The organism is Veillonella denticariosi JCM 15641 (assembly GCF_002959855.1).
Classification (GTDB): domain Bacteria; phylum Bacillota; class Negativicutes; order Veillonellales; family Veillonellaceae; genus Veillonella; species Veillonella denticariosi.
The window spans coordinates 242205-261467 of record NZ_PPDB01000007.1 but is presented as its reverse complement, the minus strand read 5'-3'; the positions used below and the strand labels follow the sequence as shown (position 1 = coordinate 261467).

Here is a 19263-nt window from a genome sequence, read left to right as displayed (position 1 = left end):
ATTACTCCTCATCCAATGATTCTAAATATTGATCGATTTCTCTAAATAATGTATCTACAAGTTCAGATTCAGGCACGGTTTTAATAACCTCGCCTTTTCTAAAGACAATTCCTTGTCCGTTACCGCCGGCGATACCGAAGTCAGCCTCACGTGCTTCCCCGGGACCATTTACAACACAGCCCATGACAGCCACCTTAATAGGTGCCTTAATAGACTCTAAGCGTTCCTCCACAATCCCGGCCATATCGAACAGATTTACCTGACATCGTCCACAGGTAGGACAGGAAATCATGGTAGCCCCGAAGTTTCGCAGACCTAGATTACTTAAAATACTTCGGCCTACTTCAATTTCATGAATCGGATCTCCCGTAAGTGAAACCCTCAATGTATCTCCGATACCATCCAATAATAAAGCCCCGATTCCCATAGCGGATTTAATGGTGCCCTGTTTTATCGTTCCAGCCTCCGTAACACCTAAATGCAATGGATAGGGGATCTTATCAGATAATTTACGATATGCCTCAACCATAAGAGGCACCTCGGTTGCCTTTATAGATAATTTCATCTGACGATAATCGAGTTTTTCAAGAATACGAACATGCTCCAATGCGGTGTCCACCATTCCGTCTGCCGTAGGATGCCCGCCATGAGCATCAAGAATATGTTTTGGCAGTGAACCCGCATTGACACCTATTCGAATCGGAATCTGCTTTGGTTTTGCTTTTTCTATAACCGCCAATACCTTATCTTCACCGCCAATATTCCCGGGATTGATACGCAAACCATCGACATTATTATCAATAGCTTCCAGAGCTAATCTATAATCAAAATGAATATCTGCAATCAAGGGGATAGAAATACCCGCACGAACAGCCTTAATCGCCTTTGCGGAAGCCATTGTAGGTACTGCGACACGTACCAACTCACAACCAGCTTCAGCCAGATGATTGATTTCCGCAATGGCTTTTTCCGTATGTACAGGATCCGTAGTAATCATTGACTGAATACTAATCGGTGCGTAATCCCCAATTTTTACTGTACCTACATAGATACCGTTTGTAGGTTTACGAATAATCATTATAATCTCCTAATTGTATTATAGTAAACGGAAAATATCCTGAGTCGTCACATATAGGAATAATGTTACCAATAAAGCGATGCCAATCATTTGAATGTACATAAGCGCTTTAGCCGGTAACTTACGCCCCGTAATGGCCTCCACTATAATAATAATCAAATGTCCGCCATCAAGAACAGGTAACGGCAATAAATTGATGACACCTAAATTAATGCTGAGGAATGCGGCAAATGCTAAAAGCGGTGCAAATCCGGATTGAGCTACCGTTCCTGCCATTTGTGAAATACCTACAGGACCTGATAACTCAACGGCCTGTGTACCGCGAATCATCTCGTATAATCCCTGTATCATAGCTGTTATGGTTTTACCTGTATCGGTTACAGCCTTTGTGAAAGCTTCACCTACACCGTATTGCTCGCTGGTAAAGCTAGGATAAATACCAATCTTTACTGATCCCTGCTCCATTTTAGGAATAACAGTCGTTTCAATGCTTTCACCATTACGATTTACCACAACAGGAACACCATGATTAGCGGTCCCCATTAAGCTAGGACGAATTTCTTCCCATTTAGTAATCGGCTTACCGTCAATCGTTATAATGCGATCGTTAGCCTTTAAATCAGCCTGCTCTGCAGCACTGCCGGAAATAACATTCCCAATGACCGGTTCATCACTATAGGTCATATTGCCTACCGTTAAATTTAAACCAAAGAAAATAACGATAGCCAACAAAAAATTAAATACTGCGCCGGCGGAAATTACGATAAACTTCTTCCATGCCGGCTTTGTATAAAATGAATGTTCATGGAGTTCCTCCTCCGGACTCATACCGGAGATACGATTAAATCCACCCAATGGAATAATGCGAATGGAATACAAGGTTTCCCCCTTTTTCACCTTCGCTATAGCCGGTCCAAAACCGATAGCAAATTCATCGACTTGCATACCCGACATCTTGGCCGTAATAAAATGGCCTAATTCATGAATAAATACGATTAAGCCAAATACAAAAATCGTGGCTAATGCCGTTGTCATATATACTCCTATGGCATCAATGATATGGCCTTTTCTCTGGCCCATCGATCGATGGCTAATAAATTATCTAATATAAAAATATCTTCTCTCCCCATAGAATCAAGAACAGCTGTAACAACCTTATAAATATCGCCAAAGGCGATTTTATCATCTAAAAATGCATAAACAGCCGTTTCATTTGCCGCATTAAATACGGCCGGTTTAAAGCCTCCCGCACGACCTACCTCATAAGCAAGTCGTAATGCAGGAAAATCATCATATCGAGGCGGCAAAAATTCTAATTGTAACGCCTTTGAAAAGTCCAAATGAGTCATAGATAAATGCTCACGTTTCGGGTACGTCAAAGCATACTGGATAGGTTCACGCATATCGGGATTCCCCAATTGTGCCAAAATAGCCCCATCCTTCATACGAATCATGGAGTGGACAATACTCTGCGGGTGAACTACCACATCAATATGGTCAAAATCAAAATCAAAAAGCCAGTGAGCCTCTATAACTTCTAGGCCTTTATTAAATAATGATGCCGAATCAATGGTAATTTTATTCCCCATATTCCAAGTGGGATGACGTAAACAGTCCGCTGCTGTAGCAGATTGTATAGACGCGGAATCCCAGGTTCGTAACGGACCGCCTGATGCAGTTACAATTAGTGAATCCACATTACTGCGGTCCTGTCCTTCTAAACATTGAAATATGGCGCTATGCTCACTGTCAATCGGCAAAATCTGAACATTATGCGCTTTAGCTAAGGATGTAATAAGTGGGCCACCGGCCACGAGGGTTTCCTTATTGGCAAGGCCTATTGTCTTGCCTTTCTTTATAGCTTCAACAGTCGGTTCGATGCCGGCAGCACCTACAATAGCCGTCACCACCATAGATGCTTCTTGAATAGTGGCCGCCGCAATAAGAGCCTCTTTACCGCCAATTAATCTGGTAGATCCGGTATAACGTTTTTTCAGTTCTTCAAATGCTATTTCATCGACAATCCCTGCTATTAACGGCTCAAATTCTTTGATTTGTTTCTCTAAAAGATCGATATTATGATGCGCCACTAATGCGACAACCTTAAATTGATCCGGATGCTGAGAGACCACATCCAATGTTTGTGTACCTATGGAACCGGTACTTCCTATAATACTAAGATATTTCATGAAAGGAATCCCCTAATGTCTATGAAAGCATCAATACGTAAATAAGTATCGCCGGAGCTGTAAACAGCAGACTATCAAAGCGATCCAATACGCCGCCATGCCCCGGTAACAAAGTTCCGGAATCTTTCACATTACATAAACGCTTTAATTTTGATTCAAATAAATCGCCTAAAGGTGCCAAAATACCGCAAATCATCCCTACGTGAATACCGAACCAAAAGGGAATTCCCACAATATAGGAGAAAACAGCACCTGTGATGATACATCCGATAAATCCACCGATAAAACCTTCTAAAGTCTTATTCGGACTGATAGTCGGAACTATTTTATGCTTACCAAAAGCGCACCCTGCAAAATAAGCAAATGTATCGCTGGCCCAAGTAGTAAATAACAAAAGCCACAATGTAATGACGCCCCAATTATACAGTTCAAAAGGCATAGGTAATGATATGTATACCGAGTCATGGCGAATAGTTAATAACGACGCCATACCGATTACTACATAGAGTAAACCGAAGATGCTGTACGATACGCTCGACATGTTATATTTACTTTCACCGAAGGTACACAACATATAATTAGCGAATAACCCTAACACAATTATGGCACCTGCCAATACATACATCTGTATAGCCAATGAAATCATGATCAATAGCACACTCGCGTATCCCCATATGATAGGCATACGCACATGTTTAGCTTTACCTAGCAAGACAAATTCACGCCACCCCAAAAGTGCCAATATCGTGATAAGTGTATCATAAACAGAGCCTCCTATTGTAATGGCCCCAAGAGCAATGATAAACCCTATAACAGCAGTTATAACGCGTGTTTTTAACATTTTTATTCCTCATATAAGCCGCCAAATCGGCGTTCCCGTTTCTGATACGCAATTACAGCTTCAATCAATGTATCCTTTGTAAAATCAGGCCAATGTAAATCTGTAAACCAGAACTCCGCATAGGCAATCTGCCATAAGAGAAAATTGCTGATCCTAAAATCACCGCTAGGACGAATCAGAAGATCCACATCGCTGAACTCTTTCGTAAACAAATGTTCACTGACATAATTCTCTGTAATATCATCAATACGAATGGAACCATTAGCAACGGATTCGGAAATATCACATATGGTTCTCACTATTTCATCACGTCCACCATAATTAATTGCCAACTGCAAGGTTAGACCTGTATTATTCTTCGTTAATTGTTCTGCATCCTCAATAATGGATTGTAATTCTTGTGAAAGTCCGCCTATAAACCCGATAAATCGGATACGGACATTATGCTCATGCATATATTTCACGTTTTTATTTAAATATTCTTTTATCAAAGACATTAAAAGAGAAACTTCCTGTTCAGGCCGTTTCCAGTTCTCCGTAGAAAAACCGTATACGGTAAGCGCCTTAATGCCCAGTTCATCAGCAGCGATAACAATTTGCTTTAATACATCGGCACCCGCCTTATGTCCCATAGAACGTGGCATACCTCTACGTTTCGCCCAACGGCCGTTTCCGTCCATAATAATAGCAACATGTTTCGGTATAGCATTATTATCAATGTCAGATGTGGAAGGCTGATTACGGTTAAATATTTTCTTTAGCATAGTCTACCTCGATAGAACGTCCAAAGTCGGAAGCAATCATTGGTCTATACACTAATACATGTAAACACTCATCAACTTCGGTAATACGTGCTACATACAATCCTTCATTAGCGATTTCAAAATATCGGTTGAAGGATGCTCCAATCATCACCTTAAAAGGAATATGGGCAGCCTGCAAACGAGATTTTGCAAGCTGCCATGGCATTCCAATAAGAGTATTAGAACTGCACATTATACTTCTAATACATCCTTTTCTTTTACTGCTTTTAATTCATCAATCTGTTTGATTTTAGAATCCGTTAGTTTTTGAATCTGATCTAATCCGTCTTTAACATCATCTTCGGTAATCGTTTTAGCTTTTTCTTCCTTTTTCAAAGCATCATTTACATCACGACGAATATTGCGAATCGCGATTTTAGCATCTTCCGCTTTTTTATGAACCACCTTGACGATTTCTTTACGGCGTTCCTCTGTTAATTGTGGAATAGTCAAACGAATTTGAGCCCCGTCATTACCAGGATTCAAGCCGAGGTCAGATTGTAATATAGCTTTCTCAATAGCACCAATCATAGTTTTATCCCATGGAGCGATAACAATCATACGCGGTTCCGGTACGGAAATATTTGCAACTTGATTGATTGGAGTCTGACTGCCGTAATAATCGACCATAACTTTATCAAGTAAAGCTACACTAGCACGACCCGTACGAATCGATGCAAATTCATGCTTTAAAGCCTCAATGGACTTTGTCATGCGCTCTTCTTGCTGTTGTAGTAACTCTTTAATTTCCATCTGAATCATTCTCCTCGAACTATGGTCCCGATTTCTTCACCCTTAGCGGCTTTAGTAATATTACCAGGAATATCCATGCTAAATACGATAATAGGAATATTATTATCTTTACATAATGTAGTAGATGTAGCGTCCATAACTTTTAATTCTTTCGTAATAATATCGTTATATGTAAGCTCATCAAATTTTACGGCATTAGGATTTGTCTTAGGATCGGAATCATATACACCGTCAGCAAATTTTTTTGCCATCAAAATAGCATCCGCTTCAATTTCTGCGGCACGTAAAGCAGCCGTAGTATCAGTCGAAAAATATGGTTTACCAAGTCCCGCACCGAAGATGACAATGCGTTTTTTCTCTAAATGACGAATCGCACGTCGACGAATATACGGTTCGGCAATTTCCTGCATTTCGATAGCCGTTTGAACACGTGTATCAACCCCGGCCTGCTCTAATGCATCTTGTAATGCCAAAGAGTTCATCACTGTAGCAAGCATACCCATATAATCGGCAGTAGCTCGGTCCATCCCTTGATTGCTTCCCGCCAATCCTCTCCATAGATTACCGCCACCAACAACAATAGCGATTTCTAAATCGGTAGATTTTGCTAAACTGGCGATTTCTTGGGCAAATTTTTCTACCACATCCGGATTAATGCCGAAACCTTGATCTCCGGCTAATGCCTCTCCACTTAACTTCAAAACAACACGCTTAAAGTTTCTCTTTGCCATGTGTATACTCCTCTATTGCAAAATAAGAGAACACTGTACGGTGTTCTCTTATTAAATCTTACTTATTTACCAACAGATGCCATTACTTCAGCTACGAAGTCATCTTGACGTTTTTCAATGCCTTCGCCCAAACCGTAGCGCACAAAACGACGTACGTTGATGTTTTCACCGATTTTTGCAATATTTTCATTAATGATGTCTGTAACGGATTTGTCGCCATCTTTAATAAATGCTTGTTCTAATAGGCAATTTTCTTTATAGAATTTTTCAATACGACCGGCCACCATTTTTTCCAAAACAGCTTCAGGTTTTGGTTTGCGGCCTGCTTTTACGTCTTCTTCAGCTTCTACTTTAGCTTGTTCCAACAATACTTGTTTTTCATGTTCGATTACTTCTGCAGGAACTTCTTCACGGTTCAAGTATGTAGGATTAACAGCAGCGATTTGCATAGCGATATCGCGTGCCAAATTTTGGAAATCATCCGTTTTAGCAACGAAATCAGTTTCGCAGTTAACTTCTACTAATACACCGATACGACCGCCCGCATGAATGTAAGAAGAAACAACGCCTTCTGCGGCAATACGACCAGCTTTTTTAGCTGCCGCAGCCAAACCTTTCTCACGAAGAAGGTCAACCGCTTTATCAATATCACCATCGGTTTCAACCAATGCTTTTTTAGCATCCATCATACCTGCGCCAGTCATGTCGCGCAATTCTTTTACCAAAGCAGCAGTAATTGCCATTATTTTGTTACCTCCTAGTATTAATTAAGGTAAGGATATAGTCCTTACCCTAATTATATATGTTATAGATTTATCTTTCAAATGCCAATCCGACAACGATTAAGCTTTACCGTCACGAACCATTTCAGCGGAATCAGCTACCATGTTATCCAATGCTTCTTCGAAGGACTCGCCTTGACGACCTTCAAGAACAGCGTCAGCCATTTTACCAGCCAACAATTTTACAGCGCGAATAGCGTCATCATTTGCCGGAATTGGGAATTCAACTTCGTCCGGATCGCAGTTAGTGTCAACTGTTGCCACAACAGGGATACCCAATTTTTTAGCTTCTGCAATAGCGATTTTTTCTTTTTTAGGATCGACTACGAAAAGCGCACCTGGCATTTTAGGCATATCTTTGATGCCGCCAAGGTATTTTTCCAATTTATCCATTTCATGACGAAGACCGATAACTTCTTTCTTAGGCAATACTTCAAAAGTGCCGTCTTCAGCCATAGCTTCCAATTGTTTCAAACGTTTGATACGTGTTTCAATTGTTTTGAAATTAGTCAACATACCGCCCAACCAACGTTCATTTACGAAGAACATGTTAGCGCGGATAGCTTCTTCTTTAATAGCTTCTTGAGCTTGTTTTTTAGTACCTACGAATAGGATTACTTCACCTTGAGAAGCAACTTCACGTAAGAAACTGTAAGCTTCTTCTACTTTTTTAACTGTTTTAGACAAATCAATGATATAGATACCATTGCGTTCAGTGAAGATGAATTTCGCCATTTTAGGGTTCCATCTTCTAGTCTGATGACCAAAGTGTACACCAGCCTCTAATAATTGTTTCATTGATACTACTGCCATTGTGGCACCTCCTGTTAATTAACTTCCGCCGCTTCATCCTTCGGGTCACCCAAAATTAGGCACAGTACCGAAGTCCACTGACGTGCATATTTTTCATACTCACTAATTTTAACAAAAAAGTTTTTTAAAAGCAAGCAAAAGAGAGGTGAATTCTTTGGAATTCACCTCTCGAAATATTCTATCAATTTGTCCGAATCGCTTCGATCATCTGAGCCCGATTTGAAGCTCCGAATACTGCAGATCCCGCTACGAGTACCGTAGCACCGGCTCTTTTAATGGGGACACAGGTTATATCGTTGATACCACCATCTACTTCGATTACAGCCGAAGTATTATCAACCTCTTCAAGTAACAACTTTGCTTGCTTAACTTTTTTAATAGCGTTCGGTATAAAAGATTGTCCCCCGAACCCGGGGTTAACAGACATGATTAATATCATGTCAAGATCAGCCGCAATATCTTCAAGAACAGCAACCGGAGTACCCGGGTTCAATGCAATGCCGGCCTTCATACCGCATTGTTTGATATGCTGCACCAGACGATGTATATGAGGTACCGTTTCCTGATGAAATGTAAAGTACTCCACACCTATCTTGGCATACTCTTCAACATAATCTCCCGGATTTGTCACCATCAAATGAACATCGAAAGGCAGCTTCGTATACGGCCGGATAGCTTTCACAACAGGAGCGCCAAAAGTCAGGTTAGGCACAAAGTGTCCATCCATAACATCGATATGTAATAAATCCGCTCCAGCCATTTCAATGGATTTTAGCTCATCACTTAAGATAGCAAAATCAGCAGATAACATAGATGGTGCAACTTTAATCATCTTAAAACCTCTTTCTTTGATTCTCTATGTCTCTTCGTATGGACATATACGCATCATAGCGCCCCTTATGGATTAGTCCGGATGCTAACGCTTCTTTAATACCGCAAATCGGCTCGTGTTCATGATAACAAGGATTAAATTTGCAATCCTCTACATAATCAGCAAATTCAGGAAACAATGTAGTCAATCGTTCCAATGATACATCATTAAATTCGATAGCACTGAATCCAGGAGTATCCATGATGAAGGAATCCGTATTCAAACTAAATAATGATGCATGACGCGTCGTATGTCTGCCGCGCTTAATTTTATCGCTTACTTCACCTGTTTGAAACGTAAATTTCGAATCCACAGCGTTGAGAAGACTGCTTTTACCAACCCCTGAAGGGCCTGCAAAAGCAGTGACCTTATGTTCCAGCACATGTCGTAATTCATCAATCCCCGTCATAGCATAAGTGGACGTCATAATCACATCGTAGCCGATAGATCGATACAGATCCACCAGAGATATCGTAGATGCATCCATTAAATCGCATTTATTAACACATAATACGATAGGAATATCCGCATGTTCAATCATAACGAGCATCTTATTTAATAATAGCTCGTTAATATCTGGCTCATGTGCGGCCACGACCAGAACCACCTGATCGATATTGGCCACAGCGGGGCGAATCATCGAATTATGACGCTCGTGAATGGATTCTACGAATCCATCGTTGGAAATAGTAACTCGATCACCTACTAATAAACTGTAACGTCCTTTTTTCAGCCGTCCACGAACCTTGCATTCATGAACGGTTCCCTCTTCATCTTGCACATAGAAGTAACCGTTCATATTCTTGATAACAATGCCTGTAATCATACTGCCTCTTATAATGCCGTATCCTGAACTAATGCGCCATTGAGATATACTTCGATACGAACATTGCCGACACCTGATACTTTTTTAACTATGCGATCACCAGGCTTATTCGTATCATCGTAAATTACGGCAGAACCTTCATCATCTTTTACGATGATCTTCAGTTCCTGACTCTTTGATCCCGGTGGTACTGTTACGTCAACGGTTCCTGTTGTTTTATTGCCACTTTGTTTGGAATCGTCCTTCTTTTTGTCCTTATATTCGGTCGTAAGATTTAAGGACGAACCTTCATCTATCTCATCGCCTGCTTTGAGACTTTGTTCCGTTACCACAGATTTATCCTCTACGGAACCGGACACCTGATTTACAGCGATATTAACCGCACTTAATGCATCACGGGCCTCTTTTAAAGACATGCCTATTACATTAGGTACCTTAACTTTTTTTACTTTCGCCTTATTTACTACAAGATCGATTGTAGCCCCTTTAGACACCTTGGAATCACCGGATGGCGTTTGCGCAATGATGACACCGTCAGGCTTTCCGTCTACACTCTCTTGTGTAATCTTACCTACAACAAGACCTAAATCTTTTAGGCGCTGACGAGCTTGATCCACCGTCAGACCGGATAAATCCGGAACCGTAAGATCCCCTACGCCTTTTGAGACAACGAGATGAATTGTACGTTGTTCTTTAACCTTTTCACCGGCATTCGGCGTTTGAGAAATGACTTGTCCTGCGGGCACATCAGAATTTGTGACCTCACTGGTAGACACGCGTAGATGTTTATCTTCTAAAATATTTTTAGCGACGGATACCTGTTTGCCTACCACATTAGGCACATCTACAGTTGTATTACTCCAGAAATTACCATAAGTTAAAAATGCTCCTAAAAAGGCGATTAAGAAGATGACAGCCGCCACTAAAACAATGTATTTCTGCGGGATAGACGCAATTTTATTCAACATACACTTCTTTTTACTCTCAACTTTCTGACTACTCTCTCTATCGATATTGAAATCCTCCAGTGCGTCAGGGTCCACCGCAGGAATCATTTGTGTTGCAAAATCATATGGTTCATGACGTTGCGTTTTTCCCATTGTAAATCCTTGTGAAAGCCGTAAATCACTAATCATATCCGAGATTGACTCAAATCGATCAGCAGGATTTTTTGCCAGTGCTTTCATCACAACCGCCTCTAAAAGCGGCGGGATAGAAGGATTATATCTAGTCGGCGGAGTAACCTTTTCACGCACATGTTTTAAAGCTACCGCAATCGGTGTCTCTCCCTCAAATGGCACACGCCCCGTCAACATTTCGTAAAGCACAACACCTAACGAATAAATGTCCGTATTTCCATCAACAGGCTTACCGCTAGCTTGTTCAGGTGACAAGTAATGGGCGGATCCCAAAATGGAATTGGTATACATTACTGTATTTGTCGCATTCATAGCGCGCGCAATACCAAAGTCCGTTACTTTTACACGACCCGTACGAGTAATTATCACATTATGAGGTTTAATATCACAATGAACTATCCCCATCGCATGAGCGTGTTCGAGGCCTTCTGCAATAGCAATAGTGAATTTCACAGCTTCATCAATAGATAATCGACCATGACGCGTTATATATTCCTTTAACGTTTCTCCATCAACATATTCCATAATAATATAATGTAAATTCTGATCAAAACCTACATCATACATATTGACTATATTGGGGTGATTAAGTTTACCTGCCGCCTGTGCTTCACGTTTAAAACGTTTAACAAATTCATCATCATTAGCAAAATTTGCATGTAAAATTTTTATAGCTACAGGTCTTCCTAATAAAGTATCTTCTCCAAGGTACACATCCGCCATACCGCCTACACCAATTTTATCAACGATGCGGTATCGATTATCTAGAAGTATATCCTTTATATTCATAGCACTCATTATTTCTCCGTTTCTAGACTAGATTGTACCAACCACAATAGTTACATTATCTCCGGCACCGACATCATATACAGCCGTCATTAAAGATTCGATAGCTTGCATATTATCATTAATAGCATGTAAAGTGGATGCAATATCTTCATCCGTTACATATCCACTTAATCCATCGGTACACAACAAGATACGGTCACCGGTTTGTACCGTCTCAACACCACTGTCAACCTCAAGATTTTCATCGACACCGACGGCACGGGTCAATAAATTTCTTTGAGGATGTGTAAGCATTTCGTCTTTCGTAATGTCTCCGGAATCCAGTAATTCTTGTACCATAGAATGATCCGTAGTAATTTGTCTCAATACGCCGTCTCTAAAAATATAAAGGCGACTATCTCCAACACTGGCCCAATATAATTTATCTTCATCAATGGCGGTTACCACTGCGGTAGTTCCCATTCCAGCCAGACGTTCTTCGTGAGCTACGTGATCGACAATCCGTTGATTCGCATGAAGTACAGCATCACATAAGTCCTTCTGTTCAACATGCTCTATAGCGGATAAGTAGTCTCGTATTTCATCCACGGCATACGTGCTGGCAATTTCACCACCGCTATAGCCGCCCATACCATCAGTAACAGCACAAATAGGACCGTCTATAAAAAAGCGATCCTCATTACGCTGCCGTACAAGACCAATTTTACTTAAACCAACAAAATTATTCATAAGTCTCCTTTTCCCGACCGTGAGCAGCTTTCAACTGTCCACATGCGGCTTGGATTGCATCGCCCATCTCTTTACGTATAGTGACAGATATACCGTAAGATGCGACGATATCTTTAAATCTATTCATATTAATCATAGATGGTTTATATAAATCAATATGTTCATTGCCATTAACAGGAATCAAATTAACATGGCAATTAGGAAAATCCTTACAGATTTGTCCCAATACATGAGCCTCATCAAAGGAGGCGTTCACGGAATCAATCAAAATATATTCAAAGGTAATACGACGCTGTGTCGTATCATAATAATATTTTACCGCATCCAACACCTGAGTCAAATTATAATGAGCTCCTACAGGCATTATACTGCGTCGAATATCATCAGTTGTCGCATGCAATGACAATGCAAGTGTAATCGGTAAACCTTCATCAGCAAGTTTATATATATTAGGAACCCAGCCACAGGTAGAAATGGTCATCTTACGATAACTGATATTACAAATCGCAGGATCATGTAATAACTTAAGCGCATTCAATACATTATCATAATTTTGAAGCGGCTCGCCGGCCCCCATTACAACAACAGAATGAATCGGCTGCTTTATGATTTGTCCAAAGATAACAACTTGACCTACGATTTCCGCTACCGTTAAATCACGATATAAACCGCCCTGCGTAGAAGCACAGAACACACACCCCATCGCACAGCCCACTTGGGAAGAAACACATACGGAATATCCGTAGCGCTGCTCCATCAACACCGCTTCAACCCTACTGTGGTCATTCATTTCCAGTAAAATTTTACGGGTCTTGCCATCAGGTGCAATCGATTCTGTAATTAATGCAGGTATAGATATAACACAATTCTCCGTTAACCACTGGCGCAAATCTTTTGGAAACTGTGTCATTTCCTGAAAGTCAAAACCATACCTATGATATATATAATCAAGTAGCTGTTTCGCTCGAAATCTTTGTATATTATGGGTCTTGAAAATAATTTGTAACTCTTCTAAAGACTTACCCAATAATTCTATCATAAATACTCCATTTCTTTTGATTATGATAGGCGCTTCATACGAGCCATAAAAAATCCATCCATATCATCCCGAGGAGGATAGGTTGTAATCATACCATCCTTAGATGAAGGTAGTCCTTTCAGTTCTACAGGTTCAATAACAAAGTCTTTATGATGTTCTAGAAACTTCTCTAATACATCCTCGTTTTCACCGTGATTTAAAGTACAAGTTGAATATACGAGATAGCCCCCGACCTTCACCATTTTGGATGCGCACTCCAGAATTTCTAATTGTAACGTCGGCAGTTCAAATAGTAACTCTCTGGACTTACGCCAACGCATATCAAGTTTTTTTTGTAAAATACCTAATCCTGAACACGGTGCATCCACCAGGACACGGTCAAATTGATTAATCCATGAATCGGGCAAAGTCCGTCCGTCCTGTAATTTCATGGAAATAATGGAAACACCGAGCCGTTCAACATTGGACTGCATTAATTGTAATTTATGTTCATATATATCACAACTCATGATAGCTCCTGTATTTTCCATTAAGCTTGCCATATGCATTGACTTGCCACCGGGTGCAGCACAACAGTCCAGAATACGTTCACCCGGCTGAGGATTAACCACATGGGCTACAAGCATGGATGCTTTATCCATAAACGTGATATGCCCGGCCAAAATAGGGCGTGCTTTTTCTAGATGGCCTTGATGACCATCGATATAAATACATTCGGGAATATATTCATCCTGGTCAACAGTCCAGCCTAATGCGCGTAATTCCTGTAAACATTCGTCAACACTCACCTTAATCGTATTAATACGAGCCGTTAAACATGATTGTTCATTAAACCAGGAACAAAGATCTATAGTTTTGTCTTTTCCCATTTCGTTTAACCACAATTCCACAAGCCAGAGAGGTTGGTTATAGATAAATGATATTTCCTCAGCTTCAGATGTAGCCAATTCACCGATGGAGATACTATCCATGTCACGCAATACGGACCTCATGACGGCATTGACGAACCCTGATAAACCTCGCGTTAATTTTTTTGCTAATTTAACGGATTCATTCACCGCCGCGCTTTCAGGAACCTTATTCATATATAAAATTTGATAAATACCGAGGCGTAAAATCTCAACGACCATGGATGATAACTTTTTTATAGGCCTGTTAGCGAAATGAACAATAATGGCATCTAAATAATTTCTTCTGCGAATAACCCCATAAACGAGTTCAGTGAAGAAACGGCGATCTAAATCCTCTAAATGATAAGTTCGCAAATATTCCTGCAGTTTTATATTCGCATAAGCACCGTTGCGATTGATATCAGACAATGCTTTCACAGCCAATAAACGTATATTCGATTGTTGCTTATTCTTAACTAATGTCATGATTATTCCTACCAATCAATTGTTCAATTACGGTACGAACACGTTCGGAATCAACCTTTGTATTACAGCAAGGACCGTTGGGACGCTCATTTAATACACCGATTACAGGAATCGGGAATACATCAGCCATACCGCTTGCTAAATCGCGTTCGCACGCAATGGCCACAATCGCCTTTGGACGTGCCTCTTTTACTTTCAGACGCGCCAACGTCCCGCCGGTAACAACGATAAACTGGCATCCGTAGTCCCTTGCGATTTGTAATAAATCCCCCACCTGACATCGTCCGCACTGTTTACAATTATTTACATCATGAGTTACCTTATGTACACAGGAACTTTCCTGTAGACAATGTGGCGTTAATAAAAGAATCCGTTCCGGTTCAACAATATACATATCAAGTGTAACCAAATGATTAATCAGATCAATCATCGACTGACGCAACCGATCCTTTGTAACACCTCTCACTTTGCCGAGAGCCAATGATAAAGGAAACAGCCCATATATAAATCGGTTTGCTAGGCGCAAAATAACCGGATGTAATTTAACTATCCCCGTAGAAGCCACGATTAGTGAAACACATAAGAACCATATGATACAAATAATTAGAACCAGTATTACACAGATAATCAGAGGCGCCATAGAGTGTAATTGTAAAAGTCCTGGCCATAAAATATACATGAGGAAGCTCAAAAACCCGGTCAAAATGGCACAAGTCAAAGTGGATAACACAAGATATAAGGGAAATGTTTCGTATTGCTTAGATTTGGTTTCCAAAAACCATCCCGTCCTTTATTTGATGACCATTTACAAAATCATTTGCACTGATTCGCTTTTTATTCTCCGGTTGAACCTCGATAAGACGGACAAATCCGTGATCGCCGGTAGCGACAATCAAACCGTCCGCACGTGAAACGATAGTTCCCGGAGTACAATCGGATTGGAGCATCACAGATTTACCGTTTAGAACAATGGTATTATCATCAGCAGAAATCTGTTCAACAAGGTCAGCACGCCATATCTTTAACCGCTTACCACCTAAGAATGTATAGCAGCCTGGCGCCGGATTAAGGCCACGAATCAAATTAACAATGGATACGGACGATCGATTCCAATCAATAAAACCCATTTCCTTTGTAATTTTAGCTGTATGTGTTGCCTCTTCATCATTCTGAGGGACAGCATTAATTTCACCGTTAACCCAACGATGTAAAACAGGTACAATCGTATCTGCGCCAAGCTGTGCAATTCGGTCAAAGAGTTCACCCGTAGTTTCCCCGGGCAGAATATCCGTTTTAACAATGTCGATAATATCCCCTGTATCAAGGCCATCATCCATATGCATAATGGTAACACCGGTTTCTTTATCACCATTGAGAACTGCATAATGAATCGGTGCCGCCCCTCTATATTTCGGTAAGGCAGAGGCATGAATATTGATGCATCCATATTGGGGAAGTCGAATTAACCATGGTGGTAAGATCTTCCCATATGCGATGACAACAATTATATCCGGATTCAACTGTTCTAATTGAGCCTGAATCGTTTCATCCCGCAACGTAACAGGTTGATAAACAGGCAAATCATGAGCCAGTGCAGCCATTTTTACGGGCGGCATCTGTACCTGTTTACCTCGTCCCTTTTGTTTATCGGGCTGACAATACACGCCTACGACAGAAAAGTCAGACCGCACCAACGCTTCTAATGTGGGAACGGAAAAATCCGGTGTTCCCATAAATACAACACGTAGCGATTTTTTACTAGACAATTTCTTTCTCCTCCGGATGATCCGATATTAATCGTAAATTCGTCGCTTTTTCAATAAATAGATGTCCTTCTAAGTGATCGATTTCATGTTGAAAAATACGAGCCAAAAATCCTTCGGCTTTAATTGTGACCTTCTTATTATAAGGGTCAACCCCCTTCACGGTAATCTTTTCAAATCGCTCCACATCGCCAAAATAACCGGGAACACTTAGGCAACCTTCCGAACCAACCTGTGTGCCTTCAGCATGTGTAATCTCAGGATTGATTAAAGCGATAAGTCCGCTACCTACCTGATCATCAACGACGATAATGCGCTTCGATACGGCCACCTGTGGCGCTGCAAGTCCTACGCCTTGTGTTTCATACATAGTCTCCGCCATATCATCGATAAATGCTCTTAATTTTTTGTTTACATAGTCAACAGGTTCCGCCACTTGTTTCAATACCGGATGACCCGCCTTAATCACATCTAATACCGCCATAAATTCTCCTACACTACACAGGATCTACATCAATAAGTAATCCTTCTTGCGTAAAAATCCACGAGTGATATATATATTTCTTCATATCAGTCAAATCCATACCGCGAATCATAATCGCTAAACGGTACATATCACGTACCTTTTTAATACTTGCTTCATAAGGTCCGTTAATTGTTATATCCAGATTTCCCTTATGACATTCCAAATCATTTACTATGCGATTAGCAACAGATTCCAGCGTATTCATATCCTGATGACGTACGACCATATGAATCATTTCACGGAACGGTGGATAACCAAGGGCTTCACGATTCTGTATTTCTTCATGGTAAAAGCCAACATAATCATGAGTCTTACTCTTTATTATAGCATAGTTTAAAGGATTATATGTTTGTATCACGACATGACCAGTTTTATCGCCACGGCCAGCTCGTCCTGACGTTTGTGTCAATAAATCAAACGTTCGCTCCGATGCGGAATAAACAGGTATATTTAATACTGAATCCGCCGTCAAAATGCCAACGGCAGTCACACCTTTAAAATCGTGCCCTTTAGATACCATTTGAGTCCCCAATAGAATATCATATTTATGATTCCCGAAATCGTGAAGTATATCCTCCGCTACTTGCTTATGTTTCGTTACATCCTGATCCAGCCTTGCGATACGGGCATGTTGAAAGTGAGCTCTCAGTTCTTCCTCTACCTTTTGTGTACCGGATCCGAAAAACTTGATGCGCTTACTTTTACATTTTGGACAGACAACAGGAATCGGTTCATGATGTTCACAATAATGACAACGTAACTCCTCACCGGCCTGATGATATACCATAGCCACATCACAATGAGGGCACATAATCGTTTCCCCGCAATCACGACACATAACAAATGTGCTGTAACCGCGACGATTTAAAAGTATAATCATCTGATTATGCTCATCCAATGTACGTTGAATAAGATGCATCATGGCATCGGAAAATACAGAATAATTACCATGCAGCATTTCTTCTTTCATATCCACAATCGATACGGAAGGCATCGGTTGTTCAAAAATACGGTTCGGTAACTCCAATAACCGATATGTGCCGTTTTGTGCCTTGTAATAGGATACTACAGAAGGTGTTGCAGACCCGAGAATTACCGGACAGCCATGTGCCTCACCACGCCATAATGCAACATTTCTTGCATGATAACGCACCATATCTTCCTGCTTATAAGATGTATCATGCTCTTCATCGACAACAATGAGACCTATATCTTCGGCCGGTGCAAATATTGCGGACCGAGCGCCGATAATGATATGACTATCTTTACGACGTAATCGTTCCCAATTGTTATTACGCTGCTGCACCGTTAATTTACTATGGAAAACAACGACTTCATCCCCAAAGGTTTCCACAAAGCGACGAACAATCTGATCAGTTAAAATAATTTCCGGAACCAAAATGATAGCGGTTTTATCCTGACTGATACACCGTGCGGTAGCTCGCAAATAAATCTGTGTCTTACCGCTCCCCGTAACACCATGAAGTAAAAAGGGCTGATAAACATGATGATCCATGGCATATTGAATTGACTCATAAGCCTTCTGTTGCGCCTCTGATAAGGGTATTTTATATTCCTCCGTCAATAGCTCATCGAAAACCGTTTTGGTAGCTTTGAATCGGGATTCGACAACTATCCCATAAGCTTCGCTTACCTGCTTGATGACCATACGGGAATAACCTTTAGCCAATAATAAAGCCTTGGATGCACCCCCAACCTCAAGCAAATAGGAGGCCAGTTCACGTTGTTTTCTTTTACGTGCACTAAATTGATCAACAGAAAAATCAGGAGTGACTACAAGCCACTCCTCTTTCGGAGCTTCATAGGACTTTAATGTTTTATGAACCGTAAAAAGACGTAATGCATCACCATAGGAGCAAAGATAATATTCATTTAGTCGTCTTGCCGTATCCATCATTTCCGGTGTAAACCATGGCTCACTATCTAAAATCTGTACTATATTACGCAGTGTAAACTCGGGAGACTCCGTTAATTCGGTGTACCCGATAAGGATTCCTTCCTCTCTACTATTACCAAGAGGAACCAATACACGTGTACCGGGTAAAACAGTACCGAATTTTTCCGGCATTAAATAGCTTAACGGTTTATGTAGTTGTTTAGCCGGTCGATTAATAATAATCTGTGCAACACGCATAGGTTCACATCCTTACATTTACTATAAAAGGTCTCAGTAGAAGTTCTACCAAGACCTTTT

20 protein-coding genes are annotated in these 19263 nt (G+C 40.7%); all 20 read right to left on the bottom strand.

Annotated elements, in window-relative coordinates; all coding sequences use genetic code 11:
• Position 1 precedes the first annotated feature (1 nt).
• Positions 2-1078, bottom strand: a complete 1077-nt coding sequence (gene ispG / locus VEHSUH05_RS06750) for a flavodoxin-dependent (E)-4-hydroxy-3-methylbut-2-enyl-diphosphate synthase (protein ID WP_105091125.1) — start codon at positions 1076-1078, stop codon at positions 2-4.
• An 18-nt stretch (positions 1079-1096) separates the two neighbouring features.
• Positions 1097-2113, bottom strand: a complete 1017-nt coding sequence (gene rseP, locus VEHSUH05_RS06745; protein ID WP_054673299.1) for an RIP metalloprotease RseP — start codon at positions 2111-2113, stop codon at positions 1097-1099.
• An 8-nt stretch (positions 2114-2121) separates the two neighbouring features.
• Positions 2122-3267 (bottom strand): 1-deoxy-D-xylulose-5-phosphate reductoisomerase, encoded by a 1146-nt coding sequence (locus tag VEHSUH05_RS06740; RefSeq protein ID WP_105091124.1) that lies wholly within the window; start codon positions 3265-3267, stop codon positions 2122-2124.
• Between the two features lie 19 nt (positions 3268-3286).
• The gene (locus tag VEHSUH05_RS06735) at positions 3287-4108 is read right to left on the bottom strand and encodes a phosphatidate cytidylyltransferase (RefSeq protein WP_105091123.1); all 822 of its coding nucleotides are present in this window, start codon (positions 4106-4108) and stop codon (positions 3287-3289) included.
• 2 nt (positions 4109-4110) lie between these two features.
• Positions 4111-4872 carry an undecaprenyl pyrophosphate synthase gene (locus VEHSUH05_RS06730; protein ID WP_038114909.1) on the bottom strand — a complete coding sequence of 254 codons (762 nt, stop codon included), beginning with the start codon at positions 4870-4872 and terminating at the stop codon, positions 4111-4113.
• Complete coding sequence (locus VEHSUH05_RS06725; protein ID WP_038114906.1) at positions 4853-5104, bottom strand: hypothetical protein; 252 nt, start codon at positions 5102-5104, stop codon at positions 4853-4855. Before VEHSUH05_RS06725 ends, VEHSUH05_RS06730 begins: the two co-directional genes overlap by 20 nt.
• Entirely contained in the window at positions 5104-5664 is a 561-nt protein-coding gene (frr, locus tag VEHSUH05_RS06720) for a ribosome recycling factor (RefSeq protein ID WP_105091122.1), read from the bottom strand. The genes VEHSUH05_RS06725 and frr overlap by 1 nt, the downstream gene beginning before the upstream one ends.
• A gap of 5 nt (positions 5665-5669) precedes the next feature.
• Entirely contained in the window at positions 5670-6395 is a 726-nt protein-coding gene (gene pyrH, locus VEHSUH05_RS06715; RefSeq protein WP_038114901.1) for a UMP kinase, read from the bottom strand.
• Positions 6396-6457: 62 nt separating this feature from the next.
• Complete coding sequence (gene tsf, locus VEHSUH05_RS06710; RefSeq protein ID WP_038114899.1) at positions 6458-7138, bottom strand: translation elongation factor Ts; 681 nt, start codon at positions 7136-7138, stop codon at positions 6458-6460.
• Positions 7139-7237: 99 nt separating this feature from the next.
• Positions 7238-7990 (bottom strand): 30S ribosomal protein S2, encoded by a 753-nt coding sequence (gene rpsB, locus VEHSUH05_RS06705; protein WP_038114897.1) that lies wholly within the window; start codon positions 7988-7990, stop codon positions 7238-7240.
• 181 nt (positions 7991-8171) lie between these two features.
• Entirely contained in the window at positions 8172-8822 is a 651-nt protein-coding gene (rpe, locus tag VEHSUH05_RS06700; RefSeq protein WP_105091121.1) for a ribulose-phosphate 3-epimerase, read from the bottom strand.
• Position 8823: 1 nt separating this feature from the next.
• The gene (gene rsgA, locus VEHSUH05_RS06695) at positions 8824-9687 is read right to left on the bottom strand and encodes a ribosome small subunit-dependent GTPase A (RefSeq protein WP_105091120.1); all 864 of its coding nucleotides are present in this window, start codon (positions 9685-9687) and stop codon (positions 8824-8826) included.
• Between the two features lie 8 nt (positions 9688-9695).
• Positions 9696-11615 (bottom strand): Stk1 family PASTA domain-containing Ser/Thr kinase, encoded by a 1920-nt coding sequence (gene pknB, locus VEHSUH05_RS06690; protein WP_105091393.1) that lies wholly within the window; start codon positions 11613-11615, stop codon positions 9696-9698.
• A gap of 27 nt (positions 11616-11642) precedes the next feature.
• A complete protein-coding gene (locus VEHSUH05_RS06685) occupies positions 11643-12344 on the bottom strand; it encodes a Stp1/IreP family PP2C-type Ser/Thr phosphatase (protein WP_054673290.1) in 702 nt (233 codons plus the stop codon).
• Positions 12337-13383: a dual-specificity RNA methyltransferase RlmN gene (gene rlmN / locus VEHSUH05_RS06680; protein WP_105091119.1), complete on the bottom strand. Its 1047-nt coding sequence runs from the start codon at positions 13381-13383 to the stop codon at positions 12337-12339. Before rlmN ends, VEHSUH05_RS06685 begins: the two co-directional genes overlap by 8 nt.
• 20 nt (positions 13384-13403) lie before the next feature.
• Positions 13404-14759 (bottom strand): 16S rRNA (cytosine(967)-C(5))-methyltransferase RsmB, encoded by a 1356-nt coding sequence (gene rsmB / locus VEHSUH05_RS06675; RefSeq protein WP_105091118.1) that lies wholly within the window; start codon positions 14757-14759, stop codon positions 13404-13406.
• The gene (locus tag VEHSUH05_RS06670) at positions 14746-15534 is read right to left on the bottom strand and encodes a DUF116 domain-containing protein (RefSeq protein ID WP_105091117.1); all 789 of its coding nucleotides are present in this window, start codon (positions 15532-15534) and stop codon (positions 14746-14748) included. The genes rsmB and VEHSUH05_RS06670 overlap by 14 nt, the downstream gene beginning before the upstream one ends.
• On the bottom strand, positions 15518-16492 hold the full coding sequence (gene fmt / locus VEHSUH05_RS06665; RefSeq protein ID WP_425445598.1) for a methionyl-tRNA formyltransferase: 975 nt from the start codon (positions 16490-16492) through the stop codon (positions 15518-15520). Before fmt ends, VEHSUH05_RS06670 begins: the two co-directional genes overlap by 17 nt.
• A 25-nt stretch (positions 16493-16517) precedes the next feature.
• On the bottom strand, positions 16518-17006 hold the full coding sequence (gene def / locus VEHSUH05_RS06660) for a peptide deformylase (RefSeq protein WP_054673279.1): 489 nt from the start codon (positions 17004-17006) through the stop codon (positions 16518-16520).
• A 13-nt stretch (positions 17007-17019) separates the two neighbouring features.
• Entirely contained in the window at positions 17020-19203 is a 2184-nt protein-coding gene (gene priA / locus VEHSUH05_RS06655) for a replication restart helicase PriA (protein ID WP_105091115.1), read from the bottom strand.
• Positions 19204-19263 lie beyond the last annotated feature (60 nt).